The 18,518-nt window shown below is 71.8% G+C and carries 15 protein-coding genes and 1 pseudogene; 11 read left to right on the forward strand and 5 right to left on the reverse strand.

The genetic code is table 11. The features are described 5' to 3' along the window. Positions 1-2: 2 nt before the first annotated feature. Positions 3-1,250: an SGNH/GDSL hydrolase family protein gene (locus tag ABT254_RS40585; RefSeq protein WP_450749280.1), complete on the reverse strand. Its 1,248-nt coding sequence runs from the start codon at positions 1,248-1,250 to the stop codon at positions 3-5. Between the two features lie 265 nt (positions 1,251-1,515). Beyond that, a complete protein-coding gene (locus ABT254_RS40590; RefSeq protein ID WP_351482222.1) occupies positions 1,516-3,321 on the reverse strand; it encodes a M4 family metallopeptidase in 1,806 nt (601 codons plus the stop codon). A gap of 262 nt (positions 3,322-3,583) precedes the next feature. Here ABT254_RS40590 and ABT254_RS40595 point away from each other — a divergent pair, with 262 nt between their 5' ends. The 7 genes and pseudogenes from ABT254_RS40595 (at position 3,584) to ABT254_RS40625 (ending at position 12,201) form a co-directional block, all read left to right on the forward strand. Continuing rightward, on the forward strand, positions 3,584-4,777 hold the full coding sequence (locus ABT254_RS40595) for a serine hydrolase domain-containing protein (RefSeq protein ID WP_351482225.1): 1,194 nt from the start codon (positions 3,584-3,586) through the stop codon (positions 4,775-4,777). Between the two features lie 81 nt (positions 4,778-4,858). Next, a pseudogene (locus tag ABT254_RS40600) lies at positions 4,859-6,348 on the forward strand (CAP domain-containing protein). 64 nt (positions 6,349-6,412) lie between these two features. Continuing rightward, on the forward strand, positions 6,413-7,090 hold the full coding sequence (locus ABT254_RS40605) for an AIM24 family protein (protein ID WP_351482227.1): 678 nt from the start codon (positions 6,413-6,415) through the stop codon (positions 7,088-7,090). 175 nt (positions 7,091-7,265) lie between these two features. Next, on the forward strand, positions 7,266-8,306 hold the full coding sequence (locus tag ABT254_RS40610; protein ID WP_351482230.1) for a tetratricopeptide repeat protein: 1,041 nt from the start codon (positions 7,266-7,268) through the stop codon (positions 8,304-8,306). Beyond that, positions 8,303-9,340: a polyprenyl synthetase family protein gene (locus ABT254_RS40615; RefSeq protein ID WP_351482232.1), complete on the forward strand. Its 1,038-nt coding sequence runs from the start codon at positions 8,303-8,305 to the stop codon at positions 9,338-9,340. The genes ABT254_RS40610 and ABT254_RS40615 overlap by 4 nt, the downstream gene beginning before the upstream one ends. Before the next feature lie 143 nt (positions 9,341-9,483). Continuing rightward, positions 9,484-10,443 carry a pyridoxal-phosphate dependent enzyme gene (locus ABT254_RS40620; RefSeq protein ID WP_351482235.1) on the forward strand — a complete coding sequence of 320 codons (960 nt, stop codon included), beginning with the start codon at positions 9,484-9,486 and terminating at the stop codon, positions 10,441-10,443. Between the two features lie 132 nt (positions 10,444-10,575). After that, the gene (locus tag ABT254_RS40625) at positions 10,576-12,201 is read left to right on the forward strand and encodes a serine/threonine protein kinase (protein WP_502972139.1); all 1,626 of its coding nucleotides are present in this window, start codon (positions 10,576-10,578) and stop codon (positions 12,199-12,201) included. Here ABT254_RS40625 and ABT254_RS40630 read toward each other — a convergent pair. Then, the gene (locus tag ABT254_RS40630) at positions 12,193-13,638 is read right to left on the reverse strand and encodes a serine hydrolase domain-containing protein (RefSeq protein WP_351482240.1); all 1,446 of its coding nucleotides are present in this window, start codon (positions 13,636-13,638) and stop codon (positions 12,193-12,195) included. The genes ABT254_RS40625 and ABT254_RS40630 overlap by 9 nt on opposite strands. A 74-nt stretch (positions 13,639-13,712) precedes the next feature. Between ABT254_RS40630 and ABT254_RS40635 the strand changes: the two genes are divergently transcribed. The 3 genes from ABT254_RS40635 to ABT254_RS40645 all read left to right on the forward strand — a co-directional run bounded on the left by ABT254_RS40635 (position 13,713) and on the right by ABT254_RS40645 (position 16,583). Then, positions 13,713-14,684, forward strand: a complete 972-nt coding sequence (locus ABT254_RS40635) for an LLM class F420-dependent oxidoreductase (protein ID WP_351482243.1) — start codon at positions 13,713-13,715, stop codon at positions 14,682-14,684. Between the two features lie 84 nt (positions 14,685-14,768). Beyond that, entirely contained in the window at positions 14,769-15,785 is a 1,017-nt protein-coding gene (locus ABT254_RS40640; protein WP_351482246.1) for a hypothetical protein, read from the forward strand. A gap of 90 nt (positions 15,786-15,875) precedes the next feature. Further along, positions 15,876-16,583: a DUF2238 domain-containing protein gene (locus ABT254_RS40645; protein WP_351482248.1), complete on the forward strand. Its 708-nt coding sequence runs from the start codon at positions 15,876-15,878 to the stop codon at positions 16,581-16,583. On the opposite strand, the gene ABT254_RS40650 is transcribed toward ABT254_RS40645, so the two are convergent. Next, positions 16,507-16,977: a DUF6328 family protein gene (locus tag ABT254_RS40650; protein WP_351482250.1), complete on the reverse strand. Its 471-nt coding sequence runs from the start codon at positions 16,975-16,977 to the stop codon at positions 16,507-16,509. The genes ABT254_RS40645 and ABT254_RS40650 overlap by 77 nt on opposite strands. Positions 16,978-17,164: 187 nt before the next feature. Between ABT254_RS40650 and ABT254_RS40655 the strand changes: the two genes are divergently transcribed. Further along, positions 17,165-17,509, forward strand: coding sequence for a hypothetical protein (locus ABT254_RS40655; protein ID WP_351482252.1), 345 nt, complete (start codon positions 17,165-17,167; stop codon positions 17,507-17,509). Between the two features lie 14 nt (positions 17,510-17,523). On the opposite strand, the gene ABT254_RS40660 is transcribed toward ABT254_RS40655, so the two are convergent. Further along, positions 17,524-18,507 (reverse strand): aldo/keto reductase, encoded by a 984-nt coding sequence (locus ABT254_RS40660; protein ID WP_351482255.1) that lies wholly within the window; start codon positions 18,505-18,507, stop codon positions 17,524-17,526. Between the last annotated feature and the right edge of the window lie 11 nt (positions 18,508-18,518).

The following is an 18,518-nucleotide window of genomic DNA, read 5'->3' on the forward strand; positions in this document are numbered from 1 at the left end:
GCTCAGCCGCCGGGGTGCCGGGCGGCGCAGTCGAGGCTCGGCAGGTCCACGGCGTCGGCCAGGGCCCGCATGCCCTTGTCGTTGGGGTGCAGATGATCGCCGCCGTCGAGGACGGGACGGATGCGCTCGGGGTCGTACGGGTTGCGCAGGACATGGTCGAAGTCGGTGACGGCGTCGAACTCGCCGCTGCCGCGGATGTACCGGTTCACTTCCCCGCGTACCTTCTCACCGGCCGGATCCCATTCCGGCCAGCCCTTGTAGGGGGCGACGGTCGCGGCGACGACGCACTTCCCGGCCGCGTGTACCCGCTCGACGATCTCGCGGTAGCCGGCGATCAGGTCCTGGGCGGTGACTTGGGTGTGGGCCTTGATGTCGTTGACGCCTTCGAAGAGGAAGACGGTGCGGACACCCGGCTGGGAGAGGACGTCGCGCTGCAGACGCTTCAGGGCGCTCGGGCCGCCGCCGTCCGCGAGGACCTGATTGCCTGAGACCCCTTCGTTCGCCACGCCTTTGAGGTGGCTGCCGGAGGAGCGCAGTCGGCGGGCGAGGTAGTCGGGCCAGCGGCGGTCGAGGCCCGTGGTGGACTGCCAGCCGTCGGTGATGGAGTCGCCGAGGGTCACGACCGCTCGGGTGCCGGCGGGCGGGCGTACGGAGACAGCGTCCAGGTAGAACCAGGAGCCGGTCGTCTGCGTCCAGTGGGCGGCGCCCTCCTCGGCGGTGTGGTCGCCCTGGCTCGTGTAGGACGTCTGCAGGGCCAGCCAGTGACCGGTCGCGGGTCCGGCCGCATCCGATGAGTGGATGCTGACCACGAGGTCGGTCGCCGCGGGAAGCCTTCCGGGCAGGGGGTCGCTGAGGGCGGCGGCGCCCGCGGGGACGCTGACGGAGCGGGCGCCGCCGAAGGTGAGCCGGTGGTTGCTGCCGGGGACCAGCCGGGCGCCCTCCCGCCGCCTACCGGCGTAGACGCTGTCGAAGGTCACCGGCCGGGTCCCGAAGGCGTTGGAGAGGCGGATCCGCACGTCGCTTCCGGCCGTACTGGTGTGGACGACGAGCCGGTAGCCGCGACCGGCGACCGCGTCGTCCATGCGTTCGGCGCTCGCACCCCAGGTGACGACCTCACGGCGGTCCGCGGGCGCTCCCACCACCGTGAACGGGGGCCGCTCGTCGGTCGCGTGCACGGGGGTGGCCTGGATGGCACCGGCCAGCAGCAGGAGGCCGCCGAGTCGGCCGGCCCGGACGAAGCGGGCCGTCAGCGGGCGATGTCCTCCGGCGTGACGGAACCGCTCGGCGAGGTGGTCGGGGGACATCCACTCCTCCAGCCGGACGGGCTTTCGGGCTCACCTGCGGGAGATACAGCTGTCTGGGGGACCGGAAACGGTGGCCGGGCTTGCATTGTCGCACTTGAGTTCGGCCGCCGCAGCGCGATGATGACCGGGCCCTTCAGAAGAGGGTAGTTGTGCCGGATCCGGGCGCCCCACCTGACAGGGGCGCCCGCACCGGTGTCACCGTTCCGCGGGGTCAGCGGTGTGCGGCCGGGGTGTTGGCCGAGGTGACGTTGACGGCGGCCCAGGCCTGGTCCACCGTGCTGTACTCCGTGCTGCCTGCACCGTAGAGGTCCTTGGCCGCCTTCAGCGTCGCGTTGCGCGCGTCGTGGAAGTCGGTCGTGGAGACCATGTAGCGGGTCAGGGCCCGGTAGAAGATGGCCGTGGCCTTGGTGCGGCCGATGCCCTTGACCGTCGAGCCGTCGTAGGTCGGGGAGTCGTACTTGACGCCGCCGATCGTCTTCTGGCCGCTGCCCTCGGCGAGCAGGTAGTACGCGTGCGACGAGACGCCGGAGCCGGCGTGCACCTCGGCGTCGTACACCTCGGGCGCCCAGTAGTCGATGCTGCCCTCGAGCCGGTCCAGCGACGGGTGGTCGAGGCGGCGCAGGAACTTCTGGGCCAGGCCCATCTTCTCGCCGATGAGGTAGTCCGGCTTGTCCGACGCGTTGTTCGCGAAGAACTCGACGTTGGAGCCGAAGATGTCGGCGAGGGACTCGTTGAGCGCGCCCGCCTCGCCGTACTGGTTGCCCCTCTCGTCGATGCGGGTGGGCTCCAGCTTGGCGGTGGCGTCGACGACGCCGTGGGTCAGCTCGTGGCCGCTGACGTCCAGGGCGACCAGCGGCTTCTTGATCTCGTCGCCGTCGCCGTCGCCGTAGAGCATGCAGTCACAGACCGAGTCCCAGAACGCGTTGGCCACCTTGTTGCCGAAGTGGACCATGGCGCGGGCGCCCTTGCCGTTGTTCTCGATGCCCTTGCGACCGAAGGTCTTCTTGTAGAAGTCCAGGGTCTTGGTGATGCCGTACTGGGCGTCGGCGGCGGCGGTGTTGCGGCTGGTGACCTTGCCGTTGCCGAAGACGTCGTTGCTGGTGGTGATCTTCTTGCCGCGGGCGAAGCTCTCCAGTTCCTGGCCCTTGGCGTCCCGGGTCTCGGTGCCCCAGCGGGTCGGGTCCTTGAGGAGATAGGTGGTGCGGGCCGTGCGCGTGGTGGTCAGCGGGACGGTGCCGACGAAGAGGGACTTGCCGGTGCCGTGGGCCGTCGAGGGGTAGCGGGTGGCAGCGGCCGCGGACGAGGCCGAGGTAGCGGCGAGGCCGGCCGTCTGCGCACCGGCGCCCGTGGCGGGGTCCAGCGTCTCGCCGCGCTCGCGCAGGGTGTCGAGCAGCGCCGGCGAGAGGAACTCGTCGCTGTCGGGCGTGTTGCTGCGCACCTTGCCGGTGACGGCGTCGATGACGACCGTCCGGGAGCCGCTGCCCTCTGCGGTAGCGCTGTCGCTGACCCGCACCTGGTAGGCGAGGGCGGATGCGCCGTCGCGGGCGTCCACGACGAGTTCGGCGGTGCCGGCGTCGCCCTTGGCGGCCGTGGCCGCCTTCTGCTGCGCCTCGGCGGCCGACAGCTTGGCCGCGGTGGCGGCAGCGGGCTTGACGGTGTGTCCGGCGGCCCGGGTGACACCCGCGTACGCCAGCTGCCTGGTGAGGTGGACGACGAGGTCGCCGCCGAGCACCTGCATGCCCTGGTGCGCCCGGGTGAACCGGACGTGCCGGGCACCCTCCGGGTCGATCATGACGTCCTCGGCGTGCAGTTCGTCGCCCTGGGGGACGCCGGTCGAGGCGGAGTGGGCGAAGGCGGCGGCGCGGGCGGCGGCCACCACGGAGGCGGCCGAGGTGCCGGCGGTGGCAGCGGTGTGAGCCGTCCCCGTGGTGGTGCCGAAGGCGGTGCCGGCCAGGCCCGTGGCGGCCGTCGTCACGGCGACGGCAACCGCCACGCTGCGTATGTGCGGTCTACGCACTGATGAGGGTTCCTTCCTTGCAAGGCGGCCGGGATCACCAACCGCCTTGACGCATGGCGCCGTTGAGCGCCATGGGGGCTGGTCGGGCCCCGGAAAGAAACCCTTTCGGACGAGTCATGTCCATGTAAAGACTAAAATAACGCTTTCCGTGCGATATATGGCAATACTTTGCAAATCCACATCGCTCAGTGATCAGCGGGTGACCAACTGTGCGTCGACTGTGGAGATGTGACGACACGGAAGAAAGTTGCCTCACGTGAATGTGACTCATCTCGCATCCAAGGGCACGGTCCTGGGAACGGTCGTGCTCTCCCTGCTCGTGGTCCCCTCGCACGCCACGCCCGCCGTGCCGCTGCCCAAGCCGGACCTCGCCGGTCTTCAAGGCCGCCTCGTCACCGCGCTGAAACAGGGTGCACCGGGCGCGGTCGCCCGGATCGACGACCACGGCAGGGTCGAAGGGGCCGCCATGGGCATCGCCGACCGCACGAGCAGACGGACGATCAGCACCGCGGACCGGTTCCGCATCGGCAGTGTCACCAAGACCTTCACGACCGTCGTGCTGCTGCAACTGGCCGACGAGGGCAAGCTGAGACTCGACGCCCCGGTCGACGGCTATCTGCCGGGGCTGCTCCCGGACCGCACGATCACAGTGCGCGAGATCCTGGGCCACCGAAGCGGCCTGTACGACTACACGGACACCATGTTCGCGAAGACCGTCCCCGGCTTCGAGGAGGTCCGCGGCAAGGTCTTCACCTACCGTGAGCTGGTGAAGCGCTCGCTGTGGCACCCACGCACCAGCGCTCCGGGCTCGTTCTCGTACTCCAACACCAACTTCGTCGTCGCCGGCATGCTCATCGAGAAGCTGACCGGCCACCCCGTACGCACGGAGTACGAGAACCGCATCTTCAAGCCGCTGAAACTGCGCGACACCTTCTACGTCCACCCCAGCGCGCAGATTCCCGGCCGCCACGCCAGGGGCTATCTCACCCCGGACCAGAAGGACGCGCCCCTGATCGACGCGACGGACCAGACGATGTCCTGGGCGCAGACCTCGGGCGCGATCATCTCCACCACGCGGGACCTGAACACCTTCCTCTCCGCCCTGCTCGCCGGCCGGCTGACGTCACCGGCGCAACTGCGGCAGATGGAGCGCATGGTGCCGGTCAGCAGCACTCAGGGGTACGGCCTCGGACTGGGGCGCCGCGACCTGTCCTGCGGTGTCTCGGTGTACGGGCACACGGGCGTCGTCCAGGGCTACTACACGTACGCGTTCGCCACGAAGGACGGCCGGCGCAGCTTCACGGCCGTGGCCACCACGTCCAACAACATCCCCGTGCTCAACACGATGCTGAGCACCATGGAGTCCGCGTTCTGCGGCAAGCAGTCGAAGGTCGGGCGCGTGGCCCCGCCCGTGGAGCGCCACGAGGACATCGCTCCCGGCGTTGCCCGGGACTGAGCCGACGGGAACCGCGCCGCCCCGGTGGACGTTGTCCGGTGGAGCCCATAGAGGCGTGAGCGACGACACCGGGGCGGCGGGATGAGCGAGTTGGTGCCCGGGGGCAACATGCCCCTTCCGGACGGCGCCGTGAGCGTCCGGGTGCCCGGCCCCTTCGATGTGTCCGCGCTGATCACGGACGACGGGGGCAGGGTCCGCGGCGACGCCGACTTCGTGTTCTACAACCAGCCCTCCGCGCCGGGCGCCCGACTCGACGGCGACACCCTCACCGTCGACCCGCCCAGGCTGCGCCCGGGAGCCACCCGGGTCACGGTGGTCGTCAGCCCGGCCGAACCCGGCACTGCTCTGGGCCTCCTGCCCGCGCCCACGCTCCATGTCTCGGCCGCGGCCGGCCGTTCACTCGCCCGCTTCACCCCGCCACGCCCCGGTGAGGAGACGGTGGTGCTGCTCGCGGAGATCTACCGGCGCGGCGGCGGCTGGAAGCTGCGGGCCCTGGGACAGGGCTACGCCGACGGTCTGGCCGGGCTGGCGCGGGACTTCGGCGTGGACGTCCTCGACGAAGGCGCCGGGACGGCGGTGACACACGGGGTGCAGGCCCGGTCTGCGGCACGAGGGGCACCCGGGGGCCGCGCCTCGGCCGCGCCACCGGGATTCCCGCCCACAGCGCCGGCCTCGCCGTCCCGACCCACCGCCCCGGCATCACCGCGCGCCGGAGCCCGGCAGGCGCCCCCCACACCGCCCCTCCCCCGGGCCCGACCCCACTCCCCCGCCCCGGCCACGCTGAACTCCTCTGACCCCGAGGGCTTCCTCGGCCTGGTCAACTCCGCCCGCACCGAAGCCGGTTCACCCCCCGTGGCCCTCGACGCCCGTCTGACGTCGGCGGCCCGCGCCCATGCCGGTGCCATGGCCTCGGCAGGACGCCTCGGTGTCGAGGGCCGGGACGGCCTCTCCGTGTACCAGCGGGTCACGGCCGCCGGGTACACGTATCTCACCGTCGGCGAGCACCTGGTCTCCGGTCCGCGTACGCCCGCCGAGTTCGTCGAGTACTGCCTGAGCGAGGAGCAGTCCGGCCGCACCCTGTGCGACCCGGCCTTTGTGCATGCCGGCCTGGCGTACGCCCTCGACGGCCGGTCGGGCGACATCTACTGGACCGCACTGTGGGCCAGGCCGCTCGGCCCGGGCGATCTGGCGCGGACGGCGGCCGAGGTCGTCGCCCTCACCAACCGGGAGCGCTCCGGCGCCGGTCTGCCGCCGCTGGCCACCGACCCCCTGCTGACCACCGCGGCGCAGGCGCACAGCGCGGACATGGTGGCCCGCGCCTTCTACGCGCACACGTCCCCGGAGGGAAGTCAGCCCTGGGACCGCGGGCCGCCGCCGCGGGGGCACGACGGCGCTCGATCGGCGAGAACATAGCCTGCGGTCAGCGCTCCCCCGCCGAGGTCGTGGACGGCTGGATGAACAGCCCCGGCCACCGCGCCAACATCCTCAAGCCCGATTTCACCCATATCGGGATCGGCTTCGCGGGCGGCGGCCCGGCGGGCATGTACTGGACCCAGCTGTTCGGCGCCTGACCACCGGAAACCGACCCTCCCCGTGATCTTGGCGGAACGGAATCCTCCGGGACAGGATGCCCGCATGAAGGGTTCCCTCTTTTCCAGCGAGCACATGGTCCAGCCGGCCACCGCGCCCGGCATGACGGTCGAGAACGCCAAGTGCATCAAATACGCGGTGAACGGCGACATGCTCGCCCGCCAGGGCGCGATGGTCGCCTACCGCGGCAACCTCCAGTTCGAGCGCAAGGGCCAGGGCGTGGGCGGCATGCTCAAGCGCGCGGTCACCGGGGAGGGGCTGCCGCTGATGACGGTGCGCGGGCAGGGCGAGGCCTGGTTCGCGCACGAGGCGCAGAACTGTTTCATCGTCGAGGTCGACCCCGGCGACGAGTTCACCGTCAACGGCCGCAACGTCCTGTGTTTCGACGCCTCGTTGTCGTACCGGATCGCGACGGTGAAGGGCGCGGGCATCGCGGGCGGCGGCCTGTTCAACAGTGTCTTCACCGGACAGGGCCGACTGGGCCTGGTGTGCGAGGGCAATCCGCTGGTCATCCCGGTCTCGGCGCAGTTCCCGGTGTACGTCGACACGGACGCGGTGGTCGGCTGGACGGCCGGTCTGCAGACCTCGCTGCACCGTTCGCAGTCCATCGGATCGATGCTGCGCGGCGGCAGCGGGGAGGCCGTGCAGTTGATGCTGCAGGGCGACGGTTACGTGGTCGTACGGCCGAGCGAGGCGACCCCGCAGAAGGCCCAGCAGCACTGACCCTCACCGAGTGATCTGCGCCTCAGGAGCAACCTCTCCGGCGCCGACGACGTCTTGATCCCCAACAGGTGACGCCCTGGTCCCACGGGCCAGGGCCCATTTTTCGACGCTCTATACACACCATGTATACGTGCAATGTATAGATGGGGTGTATACATGCCACCGAAAGGGATCCATGTACGGCAAGGCATTCGCCCCCGAATACCAGGGCGCTCTCAACGCCCTCTCCGTGAACTCCTCGCTCACCGACGTACTGGCCGCCGGGACACGGGAGTTGAGAGCGGCCGAGCAGGCCGGGCGGCATGCGGAGGTGGCCCGGTCCGGCCTCGCGGTCGCGGAGGCACACCGCCGGCTGGGGCAGGTCGGGGACGCCGACCGGGCGTGGAAGGCGAGCTACCGTGCGGCCCGCGCGGCCGGGGACACGGCCGCGATGGCGTGGGCGCTGTGGAGCGGCGGCACTCTGGCCCGGCAGCGCGGCGCCTTCCCGCTGGCCCGGCGGCTGCTGGGGCTCGCGGCCGAACTCGGCGAACGCGGCGGCGACGTCGTCGTACGCGGCTACTCCCTCGCCGGACTCGCCGAGACCGGCCGCATCCAGGGCGACTACCAGGCCGTGCGCAGGCTCCACGAACAGCTGCTGGCGGAGGCCCGGCGGCGCGGCGAGGCGCGGCACACGGTGTGGGCGCTGGAGGGCATCGCGCAGATCCACCGCAACACGGGTGAGTACGACACCGCGTTCGCGCTGTTCGAGGAGGCGGCCGCGATAGCCGCGCGCGCCGACGACCGTCGCGGCCACGCCTGGGCGCTGCGCGGGCTCGCCGACCTCGTGTCCGTGCGGGACGGGGACACCGAGCGGGCGCTGACCCTGCTGTCCGAGGCGGAGACGATCTGCCGGGCGATGAGGCTGTCCAGCGCGCTGGCCTACAACCACAAGATGCGCGGCAACGTCCTGTACCGGGCGGGGCGCCTGGCCGAGGCCCGGGACCTGTACGAGCAGGCGCTCGCGGAGTTCCGTGCGATGAGTGAGCCGCGCGGGCAGGCGCTGGCACGGCTGGGGCTGGCCAAGTCCCTGGCCCGGCTGGGCCGCGACCGCGCCGAGACGGCGGCCGAACTCGCCGACCTGGCACAGGAACTGGAGCGGATCGGGCTGCGGCACGCACGGGAGATGGTGGCGCGGGCGCAGCAGGAGTTCGGCGTGGCCGCGGAGGTCGTACGGTGACGGCGCTTCCCTCGACGCTGCGGGCACCCGCCGCGGCACCTCAGGTCCTCGACCGCTGCCGCGAGCTGGTGCGGCCCGCGCTGGTGGAGGCCGTGGGGCGCATGCATCCCTGGGTGGGAGAGATGGCCGCCTACTCCTTCGGCTGGTGCGAGGTGGGCGGTGCGCCGACCGGCGCGTCCGGCGGGAAGGGCGTGCGGCAGGCGCTGGCCGTGCTCGGAGCCGAGGCCGCGGGCGCGGACGGGCGGGCCGGGGTGCCCGCGGCGGTCGCGGTGGAGCTGGTGCACACCTTCTCCCTTCTGCACGACGACATCATGGACGGCGACACGGCCCGGCGCCGCCGCCCCACCGTCTGGAAGGCCTACGGCACCGGGCCCGCCGTCCTCGCGGGCGATGCGCTGTTCGCGCTGGCCGTCGAGACCCTGGCGGCGGCACCGGGCGGGCCGCAGGCGGTGCGGGTGCTGTCGGCGGCGCTGGGCGACCTGGTGCGCGGCCAGGCGGACGACCTGCTGTTCGCCACCCGCCCGTGGACGGGGCCGCGGCGGGTGCGGCCGGAGGAGTACCGGGCGATGGCCGAGCACAAGACGGGCGCCCTGCTCGGCGGCGCGGCCGCCCTCGGTGCCCTGCTCGGCGGCGCGGCGCCTGCGCTCGTCGACACCCTCGACCGTGCCGGACGGCACCTCGGCATCGCCTTCCAGGTCGTCGACGACGTCCTGGGCATCTGGGGCGATCCCGCGGTCACCGGCAAGCCCGTACACGGCGATCTGCGGGAACGGAAGAAGACGTTCCCGGTGCTGGCCGCACTCGACTCCGGCGCCCCTGCGTCGCGCCGGCTCGCCGCACTCCTGGACGCGGGCGGGGACCCCGGGGAGACGGCCGCACTGATCGAGACGCTGGGCGGCCGGACGCAGGCGCTGGCCGAGGCGCGGGCGCACATCGCCGCGGTGGAGGGGGCTCTCGACGACCTGGCCCTGCCGGCACGGCCGGTGGAGGAGCTGCGGTCCATGCTGGAGTACCTGGTGCTGCGGGATCTCTGAGGCGGTGGCGGCGCCTGCTCGCGGGGCACCGACGCCCGTCGCCCGCCATGAGCGGCCAAAGCGTTTGACCTACGCCGTCTCCGGCGGCAGGGTGCGAGGCGGTGCGGGCCCTCGTCTCCCCCGTGCCGGGAGGGGTGACTGTCTTGATCGGGATCTCGGAGGTCGAAGCCGCGGCCGAGCGCATCGCCGGGCACGTCGTGCGTACGCCTACGCTGCCGAGCCCGGGACTGGCCGCACTGCTCGGAGCCCCGGTCACCGTCAAGCTGGAACTGCTGCAGCGCACCGGTTCGTTCAAGGCGCGCGGTGCGACGGCGAAGCTGCTGTCGCTGAGTACCGGTGAGCGGGCCGCCGGAGTCGTGGCGGTCAGCGGCGGCAACCACGGGATCGCCCTCGCGGTCATGGCCGCCGCCCTCGATGTGAAGGCCACGGTGGTCATGCCGCGCTCGGCACCGGCCCGCGCGATCGAGATCGCCGAGGCCGCGGGAGCGTCGGTGCGGCTGACGGACACCATGGGCGAGGCGTTCGCGCTGATGACGCGGCTCCAGGAGGAGGGGCTGACGCTGGTCCATCCCTTCGACGATCCGGTGGTCGTCGCCGGACAGGGCACCGTCGGGCTGGAGTTCGCCGCCGACGCGGGTGAGGTCACCGACGTGCTCGTCAGCATCGGGGGCGGCGGACTGATCTCCGGTGTCGCGGCAGCGCTGCGGGACCGGCGGCCGGACGTGCGGATCTGGGGTGTGGAGACCGAGGGTGCGCAGGCCATGTCGGCGGCGCTGGCGGCGGGCGGCCCGGTGCCGGTCGCCCTGTCGTCGATCGTGAGCACGCTCAGCGCACCGTCCGTCTCGCAGCTGACCTACGACCATGTGTCCGCGCTGGTCCACGAGGTGCTCGTGGTGCCGGACCGGGAGGCGGTGCGGGGCACGCTCGACCTCGCCGACCACGCCAAGGTGTGGGCCGAACCCGCGGCGGGCTGTCTGCTGCCCGCGGCCCGGCAGGTCCTGGAGCGGGTCGGCGAGGGCGCACGGCTCGGACTGGTCGTGTGCGGGGGCAACGCGACGACCGGCGATGTCATGGGGTGGGCGAAACGCTTCGGAGCGGGCTGAGTTCGAGACGTTGTCCGCTGAATGAACAAATGCCCGCGGGCGCCGATGATTTGCGGATCCTTTGAACGCACCCCGTCGCGCTCCCCGTACCTCTGTGAAAGGTGAGACGCAGGGGTACGACGAGGGATGGCCATGGTCAAGGCGCATGTCTTCACGCACGAGTTGGTCGCCGGGAGGTACCGGCTCGTCGATGTCGTCCACCAGGAGACGAACCGCATCTGCTGGTACGGCAAGGACGTCAATGTCGGACGCGCCTATCTCCTCACCCAGATCGCCCTCCCGGCCGACCCGGACGGAGAGACCGGGCCCCGGGCGACCGCCCGAGTCATCCGCATGTCCGAGACGATGGGGTTGATGTGTCCCGGCGCGGTCGCGACGGTCGTCGACGCCGTCGAGCAGGACGGCACGCTGTGGACCGTGACCGAGTGGATCGACGGGACACCCCTGAGCGAACTCGTCGCCCAGCAGGGCACGTTCAACTATGTGCGGGCGGCACGGATCGGGCTGGAGCTGCTCGATGTGCTGGAGGCCGCGCACGGCGAGGGCATCACCCATGGCGAACTGAGCCCCGGTCAGGTCTATGTGCACGAGCGGGGTGGCGTCGTGGTCACCGGCTTCGGCCTGGCCGGCGCGACCCTGGCACCGAGGCTCTCCGCGCCGTCGTACGCCTCCCCCGAGCAGGCCCGTGACGAGCGCATCGGGCCGGCGGCCGACCTGTGGGCGCTGGGCGCGATCCTCTACACGATGGTCGAGGGACGCCCTCCGTTCCGGGACCGGGACCGGCCCGAGGCCACCTTGAAGGGCGTGGACCGGCTTCCGCTGCGCACCCCGGTGCACGCCGGCCCCCTCACCCCCGCCGTGCAGGGGCTGCTCCGCAAGAACTCCAGGGAGCGGCTGACCCGCGCGGTGGTGCGCGAGGCCCTCACCCGTGTCCTGACCGAGGACCCCGACACGCTCTCGGGCACCGTGGCGCGGCCCCGGCTGCGCGGTGTCTACACCGCCGCCTGCCACGCCGCCCCCGGCTGGAGCAGACGCACCATGGCCATCGGCACCGCGCTCGCCGTGCTGACCGTGACGGCCGCCGTGCTGGCCGCCACCGACAACCTGCCGGGCACCGGCACATCCGCGACCGACACCGCGCCCCAGCCGTCCGTGTCCGCCACCGTGTCCGCCACGCCACCGGCCAGCCGCACCGACGGCAAGAGCTCCCGCCCGTCCGCGTCACCCACTCCCACGGCCTCGCGGACGGCAACCGCGCCCTCGCCCTCGTCCCCCGCGGCGGCCGGCGCGCTGCCGCCGGGCTTCTACCGCTACACCGCGCCCGAGGGCTTCTCCGTCGCCCTCCCCAAGGACTGGAAACGGGTGCACACCTCGCGCGTGGGCGACCTTTCGACCCGCGTGACCTTCGGCGCGGACGGCGATCCCCGTACCCTCGCGGTCACCTACAGCACCGTCGTGGGCCCCGACCCGGTCGCCGTCTGGCGCGACGACGTCGAACCGCAGCTGGAGAAGGACGACGGCTTCCAGCGGATCGGCGAGATCAAGGCCACGACGTACCAGGGCCACAAGGCCGCCGACATGGAATGGCTCTCCGAGGCCGACGGCACGCGGGTGCGCACCTTCGGGCGCGGTTTCCTGCTCGGCGGCGGCCGCGGCTTCTCACTGCGCTGGACGACTCCGGCCGCCGACTGGAACGACGCCGCCAACCGGCAGGCGCTGGACACCTTCCTGCGGACCTTCCGGGTGACGTCAGGCTGAGGTCCGGGGCGCGCGCAAGGCGCGCAGCGGGGGGCTGTGCAGCGGAGTGGTGTGCCATCGCGCCGTGAAGGTGCGCTCCGGCAGCGAGCACGTCACGGTCAGCCGGTGCGGTGTCTCCAGGAACACGACGTCCACGGCGAGAGTGTCCGCGTCGGTCCATCCCCCGCTCACCGCGGTCGGCAGCGGATCGTCCGTGACCGTCCAGCCGTCCTCCCCTACCGGCAGATCGAGGTCGTGCCCGTCCTCGGTCAGGCGCAGTGTCCAGCCGTCCGCGCCCCTTCTCACCCCGGCCGCGGTCAGCTTCGGCTGGTCCGCGCAGACGCCGCCGTACGGCGTGAACTCGCCGCCCGCCCAGTCCTGCTCCCGCTCCGGCGGTGCGGGCTTTCCCGCGGCCGGGGGCAGCGCGAGCCTCGTCATCCGCTCCCGCAGGGCCGTGTCCTCGTGCTCGCGGCCCGGCAGCGGTTCGGGGCCGAAGGCCGGCAGAAGGTGCTGCCAGGCGAGGTCGAGCACCTGCTGCATCTGTTCGGTCGCCGCGGTCGTCGCGACCACGGCGTCGTGCTCGGGCAGCACCAGGCAGAACTGCCCGTACGCACCGTCGCCGCGGTAGCCGTGCCGGGAGGTCCAGAACTGGAAGCCGTAGCCCTGCTGCCAGTCCGACAGCGCCCCCGCAGCCGTACCGTCGCCGTTGCCGATGTGCGGGCGCGTGGCCTCGGCCACCCATCCCTCGGGCAGCAGGCGCCGGCCCTCCCACACCCCGTCCTGCAGATACAGCTGGCCGAGCCGGGCGATCGCGTCGGTGGTGGCGTGCAGCCCGCTGAAGCCCAGTTCCCGGCCGGCCCGGTCGCGCAGCCAGGCCGCCTCGCCCACCCCGAGCGGGTCCAGCAGCCGCGGGCGCAGATACGAGGTCAGCGACTGCCCTGCGACACGCTGCACGATCGCGGCGAGGGTGTAGGTCGTGGGCTGGTTGTAGGCGAAGACGCTCCCCGGCTCCCGCTCGGGCGGCAGCAGCAGGAAGCCGCGCACCAGGTCCGCGCGGTCGGCGGCGAGCGCCCGGTCGAGGGTCTCCGCCTCGTGCCCGCTGGCCATGGACGCCACGTGCCGTACCAGCATCGCGCGGCTGCGCGGGTCGGTGATGTCGGCGTCGAACTCGGGAAAGTACGAGATCACCGGGTCGTCGAAGCGCAGCAGCCCCTCACCGGCGGCGATCCCGGCGGCCGTCGCCGTGAAGCCCTTGCTGAGGGAGTACAGCAGGTGCGGTCGTTCCAGTGTGTAAGGCGCCCACCAGCCGGAGGCCACTAGCCGGCCGTGCCTCATGATCATCAGGCTGTGCGGCTCGATGTCCGGAGCGGCTTCGAGGGCGTCGAGGAATGCGTGGACGCCGGTGGCGTCGACGCCTTGGGCGGCGGGGCTGCCGACGGGCAGCGGGCGGGCGCTCATGAGGGCATCCTCCCTGCTGACCGGCGCTCGATCGAGGGCCGTTTTCAGCTGCCTGTACCGGGGACTCGGCGGACATGGTGCAAATCGGATACACGATGATGACCGAGCAGGCCGGCCCCCGTGACCTCGTCGACCATCTGGTGCGGGCCGAGGGCGCCGGCTACGACTTCTCCGTGACCTCGGACCACTATTTCCCGTGGCTGCGTTCGCAGGGTCACTCGCCGTATGCGTGGAGCGTGCTGGGCGCGGCGGCCCAGGCGACCTCCACCATTCCGCTCATGACCTACGTGACCTGTCCCACCGTCCGCTACCACCCGGCGGTGGTGGCGCAGAAGGCGGCGACGATGCAGTTGCTGTCCGAGGGCCGCTTCCGGCTGGGTCTCGGCTCCGGGGAGAACCTCAACGAGCATGTGGTGGGCGGCGGTTGGCCGTCCGTCGACGTGCGCCACGAGATGCTGGAGGAGGCGGTGGAGATCATCCGGGCGCTGTTCAAGGGCGGCCATGTCAACCACCGCGGCACGCACTTCGACGTGGAGTCGGCCCGGCTGTGGGACCTGCCGGACGAGGCGCCGCCCATCGGCATCGCCGTCTCCGGCGAGCAGTCCTGCGCCCTCGCGGGCAGGCTCGCCGACCTGGTCATCGCCACCGAGCCCAAGGCGGGCCTGCTGACCGCGTTCGACGAGCACGGCGGTGAGGGCAAGCCGCGCGTGGGCCAGCTGCCCGTGTGCTACGACCCCGACCGGGACACGGCGGTGAAGCGCGCGCACGCGCAGTTCCGCTGGTTCGGCAACGGCTGGAAGGTCAACTCCGAGTTGCCGCACCCGGATGCGTTCGAGTCGGCGACGCAGTTCGTCACCCATGACGACGTCGCCTCGTCGATCCCGTGCGGCGACAACCCGGACGACTTCGTCGAGGCCGTACGCCCGTACGCCGAGGCCGGCTTCGGGGAGATCGCACTGGTGCAGATCGGCGGCGAGTCCCAGCCGGCGTATCTGGACTGGGCGGAGAAGACACTGCTGCCGGCGCTGCGGGACGCCTTCGGCTGATCGCGGAAGTCCGGCGGACGGGTCCGGATAGGCTGCCGGTCTGCACGTTTGCAGTCCGACCAGCTTTGCACAGGAGAGTCGTCCGTGACCCTAGCGATCGTCCCGTCCGAGTCGTCCCCCGCCCCGCTGTCCGACCTCGTCGCGCGGGACGCGCGCGAGTTCGGGGTCTACGCGCGGACCGGAGGGTGGGCCTTCGGCCTGATGGTGGCGCGCAGCGTGCGGCCCGGCGGGCAGGGTGCGGAGGAGACGCCGAAGGTGTCCGCGAAGGAGTTCGCGGAGCTGGCCGGGTGCTCCCCGGAGCGCGTCATGCGCTACTACAAGGCCTGGGACCGGGCCGCCGACGACGGCATGGTTCCGCACTTCGAGGCGCTGGCGCCGGGCCAGGAGGTGGAGCTGCCGGACGCGGACGTATGGCTGAGCTACTACGTGTCCCGCAACAGCGCGACCTCCGAGCGGGGCACCGCCATCGCGGAGGCCGCCGAGGCGGAGGGCATCCGGCCGACGAAGGCGCTGGAGGTCGCAGAGAACCCCACCGCCCTGCGCGCCGCGATCCTCGCCGACCCCTCCACCGCCCGGGCGGCCCGCCAGGCTCTGCTCGACCGGGTCCGCGAGGACCCGGAGCTGCAGGCCGAGTTGGCGCGGGACGTCGTCCGCACCGACGACCTGAAGAAGGCCGTCGCCACCGAGAGCCGGGCCGCCGACCGGATCGGCTATGTGCGGCAGATCGCCGAGTCGGGGCAGGTCAAGACCCCGGCGGGGCAGACCATCGACGCGCCGGTCGATCTGCGCCAGGAGGCCGAGCGGCACCTGTCGCTCATCGACGAGCTCGAGGACGACGAGGACACCGGAGAGTGGGCCGGCGAGGCCTACGACACCATGAAGTCCCTCGTCGCCGAGGCCGTGGAGGCCGACCCCGAACTGCGGGTGCAGGAGCGGCGGACCAAGTTCTACAGCAGTCTGCAGAAGGCGACGAAGGCGTTCGAGGAGCTGACCTTCGACGATGTGCAGGACTTCGTCGAGGACGACATGGTCCAGCGTCTGGAGGAGCTCCAGCAGGCCATCGTGATGTGCCTGAGCGCGCTGCGCGGCGACAAGGGCTGAGGATCTGGGCCCGGGCGGGGCTGAGTAGCCGTACTCATGCCCTCGCCCACCCCCTCGGCCAGCATGGGGCTTCCACGAGGAGGAGCCCCCATGACTGCTGTTCTGCACTCCGCCGTCCCGCGACGGCGGCTGCCCGCCCTGCTGGCCGTGGCCGTGGCACTGGGCCTGGCCGCCTCGGCCTGGGGTGCGCGCGATCGCACCACCTGGTTCCTGGAGACGGTGTGGGTGCTGGCCGGGCTGCCGCTCGTGGTGCTGACCTGGCGCCGCTTCCCGCTGACGAACCTGCTGTGCTGCCTGCTGGCCGCCCATGCGCTGGTCCTGGCGGTGGGCGGCCACCACACCTACGCGCAGGTGCCGCTGGGCGACTGGGTGCGGGACACCTTCGGCCTTGCCCGCAATCCGTACGACCGCTTCGGCCACCTGATGCAGGGCTTCGTACCGGCCGTTCTGGTACGGGAGTTGCTCAGCCGTACCTCGCCGCTGCGCGGCAGCCGCTGGCTGGCGCCGCTGACCGTGTGCGCGTGCCTCGCCTTCAGTGCCGTCTTCGAGATGCTGGAGTGGCTGGCCGCGGTGACCGGCGGGCATTCCGCGGACGCCTTCCTGGCCACGCAGGGTGACGTGTGGGACACGCAGTGGGACATGTTCTGCGCGCTGGTCGGCGCCACGGTCTCGGTGCTGCTGCTCTCCCGCCTGCACGACCGGCAGCTCGACGCACTGGGCGTCACTCCGTATGGCGGTACCGGGTCCACAATGGCACCCCGTACCAGCACAGCACGTACCACGCGACCACTCCCGTGACGATCCAGGGCACGGCCGCGTTGTGGGTGGCGACCCGGAGGATCAGCAGCAGCGAGGAGGTCATGGTGGCGAGCAGGAGCGCCAGGCCCACGAAGGTCATCCGGGAGGCCCACTCCACGGCCTGTGGCTTGACCCGCCGCCCGGACACCAGGCGGTGCAGGGAGACCGGCCCGATCAGCGCTCCGGTCGCGGCGGCGCCCAGCACCACGGTCACGATGTAGATGGTCTTGTCGGTGTGCGCCAGCGAGTCGTACTTCTGCTGGAACACCACGGTGAGCAGGAAACCGAACAGGATCTGCACTCCGGTCTGGGCGACCCTGACCTCCTGGATCAGCTCACCCCACTTCCGGTCGGCCCTCTCCTCCTCGGTCTCGTGCCGCCCCCACTCGTTCACTTCTGCTCTGCTGTTTGTGGCCGGCAAAGTTCCTCCCGGCTCGATCGCCCCGGATGTCTACCTGACCCGGGTTCCCTGTTCGCGCGGGATTGACCGGGCCGTGCGCAATCGGACCCTGTTTGGGCGATCAACAGGCGGTTACACGGAGCGCATGGCGCACGACGACCACCCTAGGAGTCCGACGACCATGTCCGGCAGCGAGCTCACGGTCACCGTCAGCGGCGGCACCGCCGCGGACGCACGCGCGGTCGTGCGGGTCCTGGAGCCCGCCTTCGGAAGGCCGAAGGAGGAGCTTCCCGCCGACGACGAGGTCACCGTCCACACGGCGAGGTTCGAGCACGATCCGGCGGGCCACCCGGCCGAGGCCGCTCCCGCCGGCCATCTGTCCGGGGCGGTCACGCTGACCGTGCAGGGCTCCCCCGTGGCGGTGGCGCGGGCGCGTGAGACGCTCACCCAAGCCTTCACGGCCCAGGACCAGGGCTCGGTCTCCGGCGACCAGGAGCAGGAGTGGCAGCTGCTCCTGGAGCCGTGAGCCGATTGCCGCGGTTACCAGCGGGCTTCCACCTGGTCCTTGATCCGGCGGTCGTAGAGGTCGCGGATCGCGGTGAGTGTCTCGTCCGTGAGCGGCGGGAGCTTGGCGGCGGCCGCGTTGGCGCGGGCCTGCTCGGGCGAGCGGGCGCCGGGGATCACGGTGGTCACGCCGGGCTGCTGCACGATCCAGCGCAGCGCGAGCTGGGCCGGGGTGTACCCCTCGGGCGCGAGCGCGGAGAACTCGGCGGCCGCCTCGACGCCCGTCGTGTAGTCGACGCCCGAGAAGGTCTCGCCGACGTCGAAGGACTCGCCGTGCCGGTTGTAGGTGCGGTGGTCGTTGGCGGGGAAGACGGTGTCCTTGGTGTACTTGCCCGACAGCAGACCGGAGGCGAGGGGGACACGGGCGATGATGCCGACGCCGGCTTCCTGGGCGGCCGGGAGGACCTCGCGCAGCGGCTTCATGCGGAAGGCGTTGAGGATGATCTGGACGCTCGCCACGTTCGGCCGGGCGATCGCGGTCAGCGCCTCGGCGCAGGTCTCCACGCTGACCCCGTAGGCCGCGATGCGCTCCTCCTCGACCAGGGTGTCCAGGGCGTCGAACACCTCGTCCGTGGAGTACACGGGCGTGGGCGGGCAGTGCAGCTGTACGAGGTCGATGCGGTCGACGCCGAGGTTGCGCCGTGAACGGTCGTTCCAGGCGCGGAAGTTGTCGAGGACGTAGTTCTCGGGGATCTGCTCGACGCGGCGGCCCATCTTCGTGGCGACCAGCACATGCAGGTCCGGCCTGCCGCTGAGGAACGCGGCGATGGTCTGCTCGCTGCGCCCGTCGCCGTACACGTCGGCGGTGTCGAAGAAGGTCACCCCCGACTCGGCCGCCGCCTCCAGCACCGCCAGGGCTTCCTTGTCGTCGACGTCTCCCCAGTCGGCGCCCAGCTGCCATGTGCCCAGACCGACGACGGACGCGTGCTGACCCGACCTACCGAATGTGCGCTCTTCCATGGGGGCAGTCT

Origin of the sequence: Streptomyces sp. NPDC001137, assembly GCF_040298885.1 — a bacterium.
In the GTDB taxonomy this organism is placed as follows: domain Bacteria; phylum Actinomycetota; class Actinomycetes; order Streptomycetales; family Streptomycetaceae; genus Streptomyces.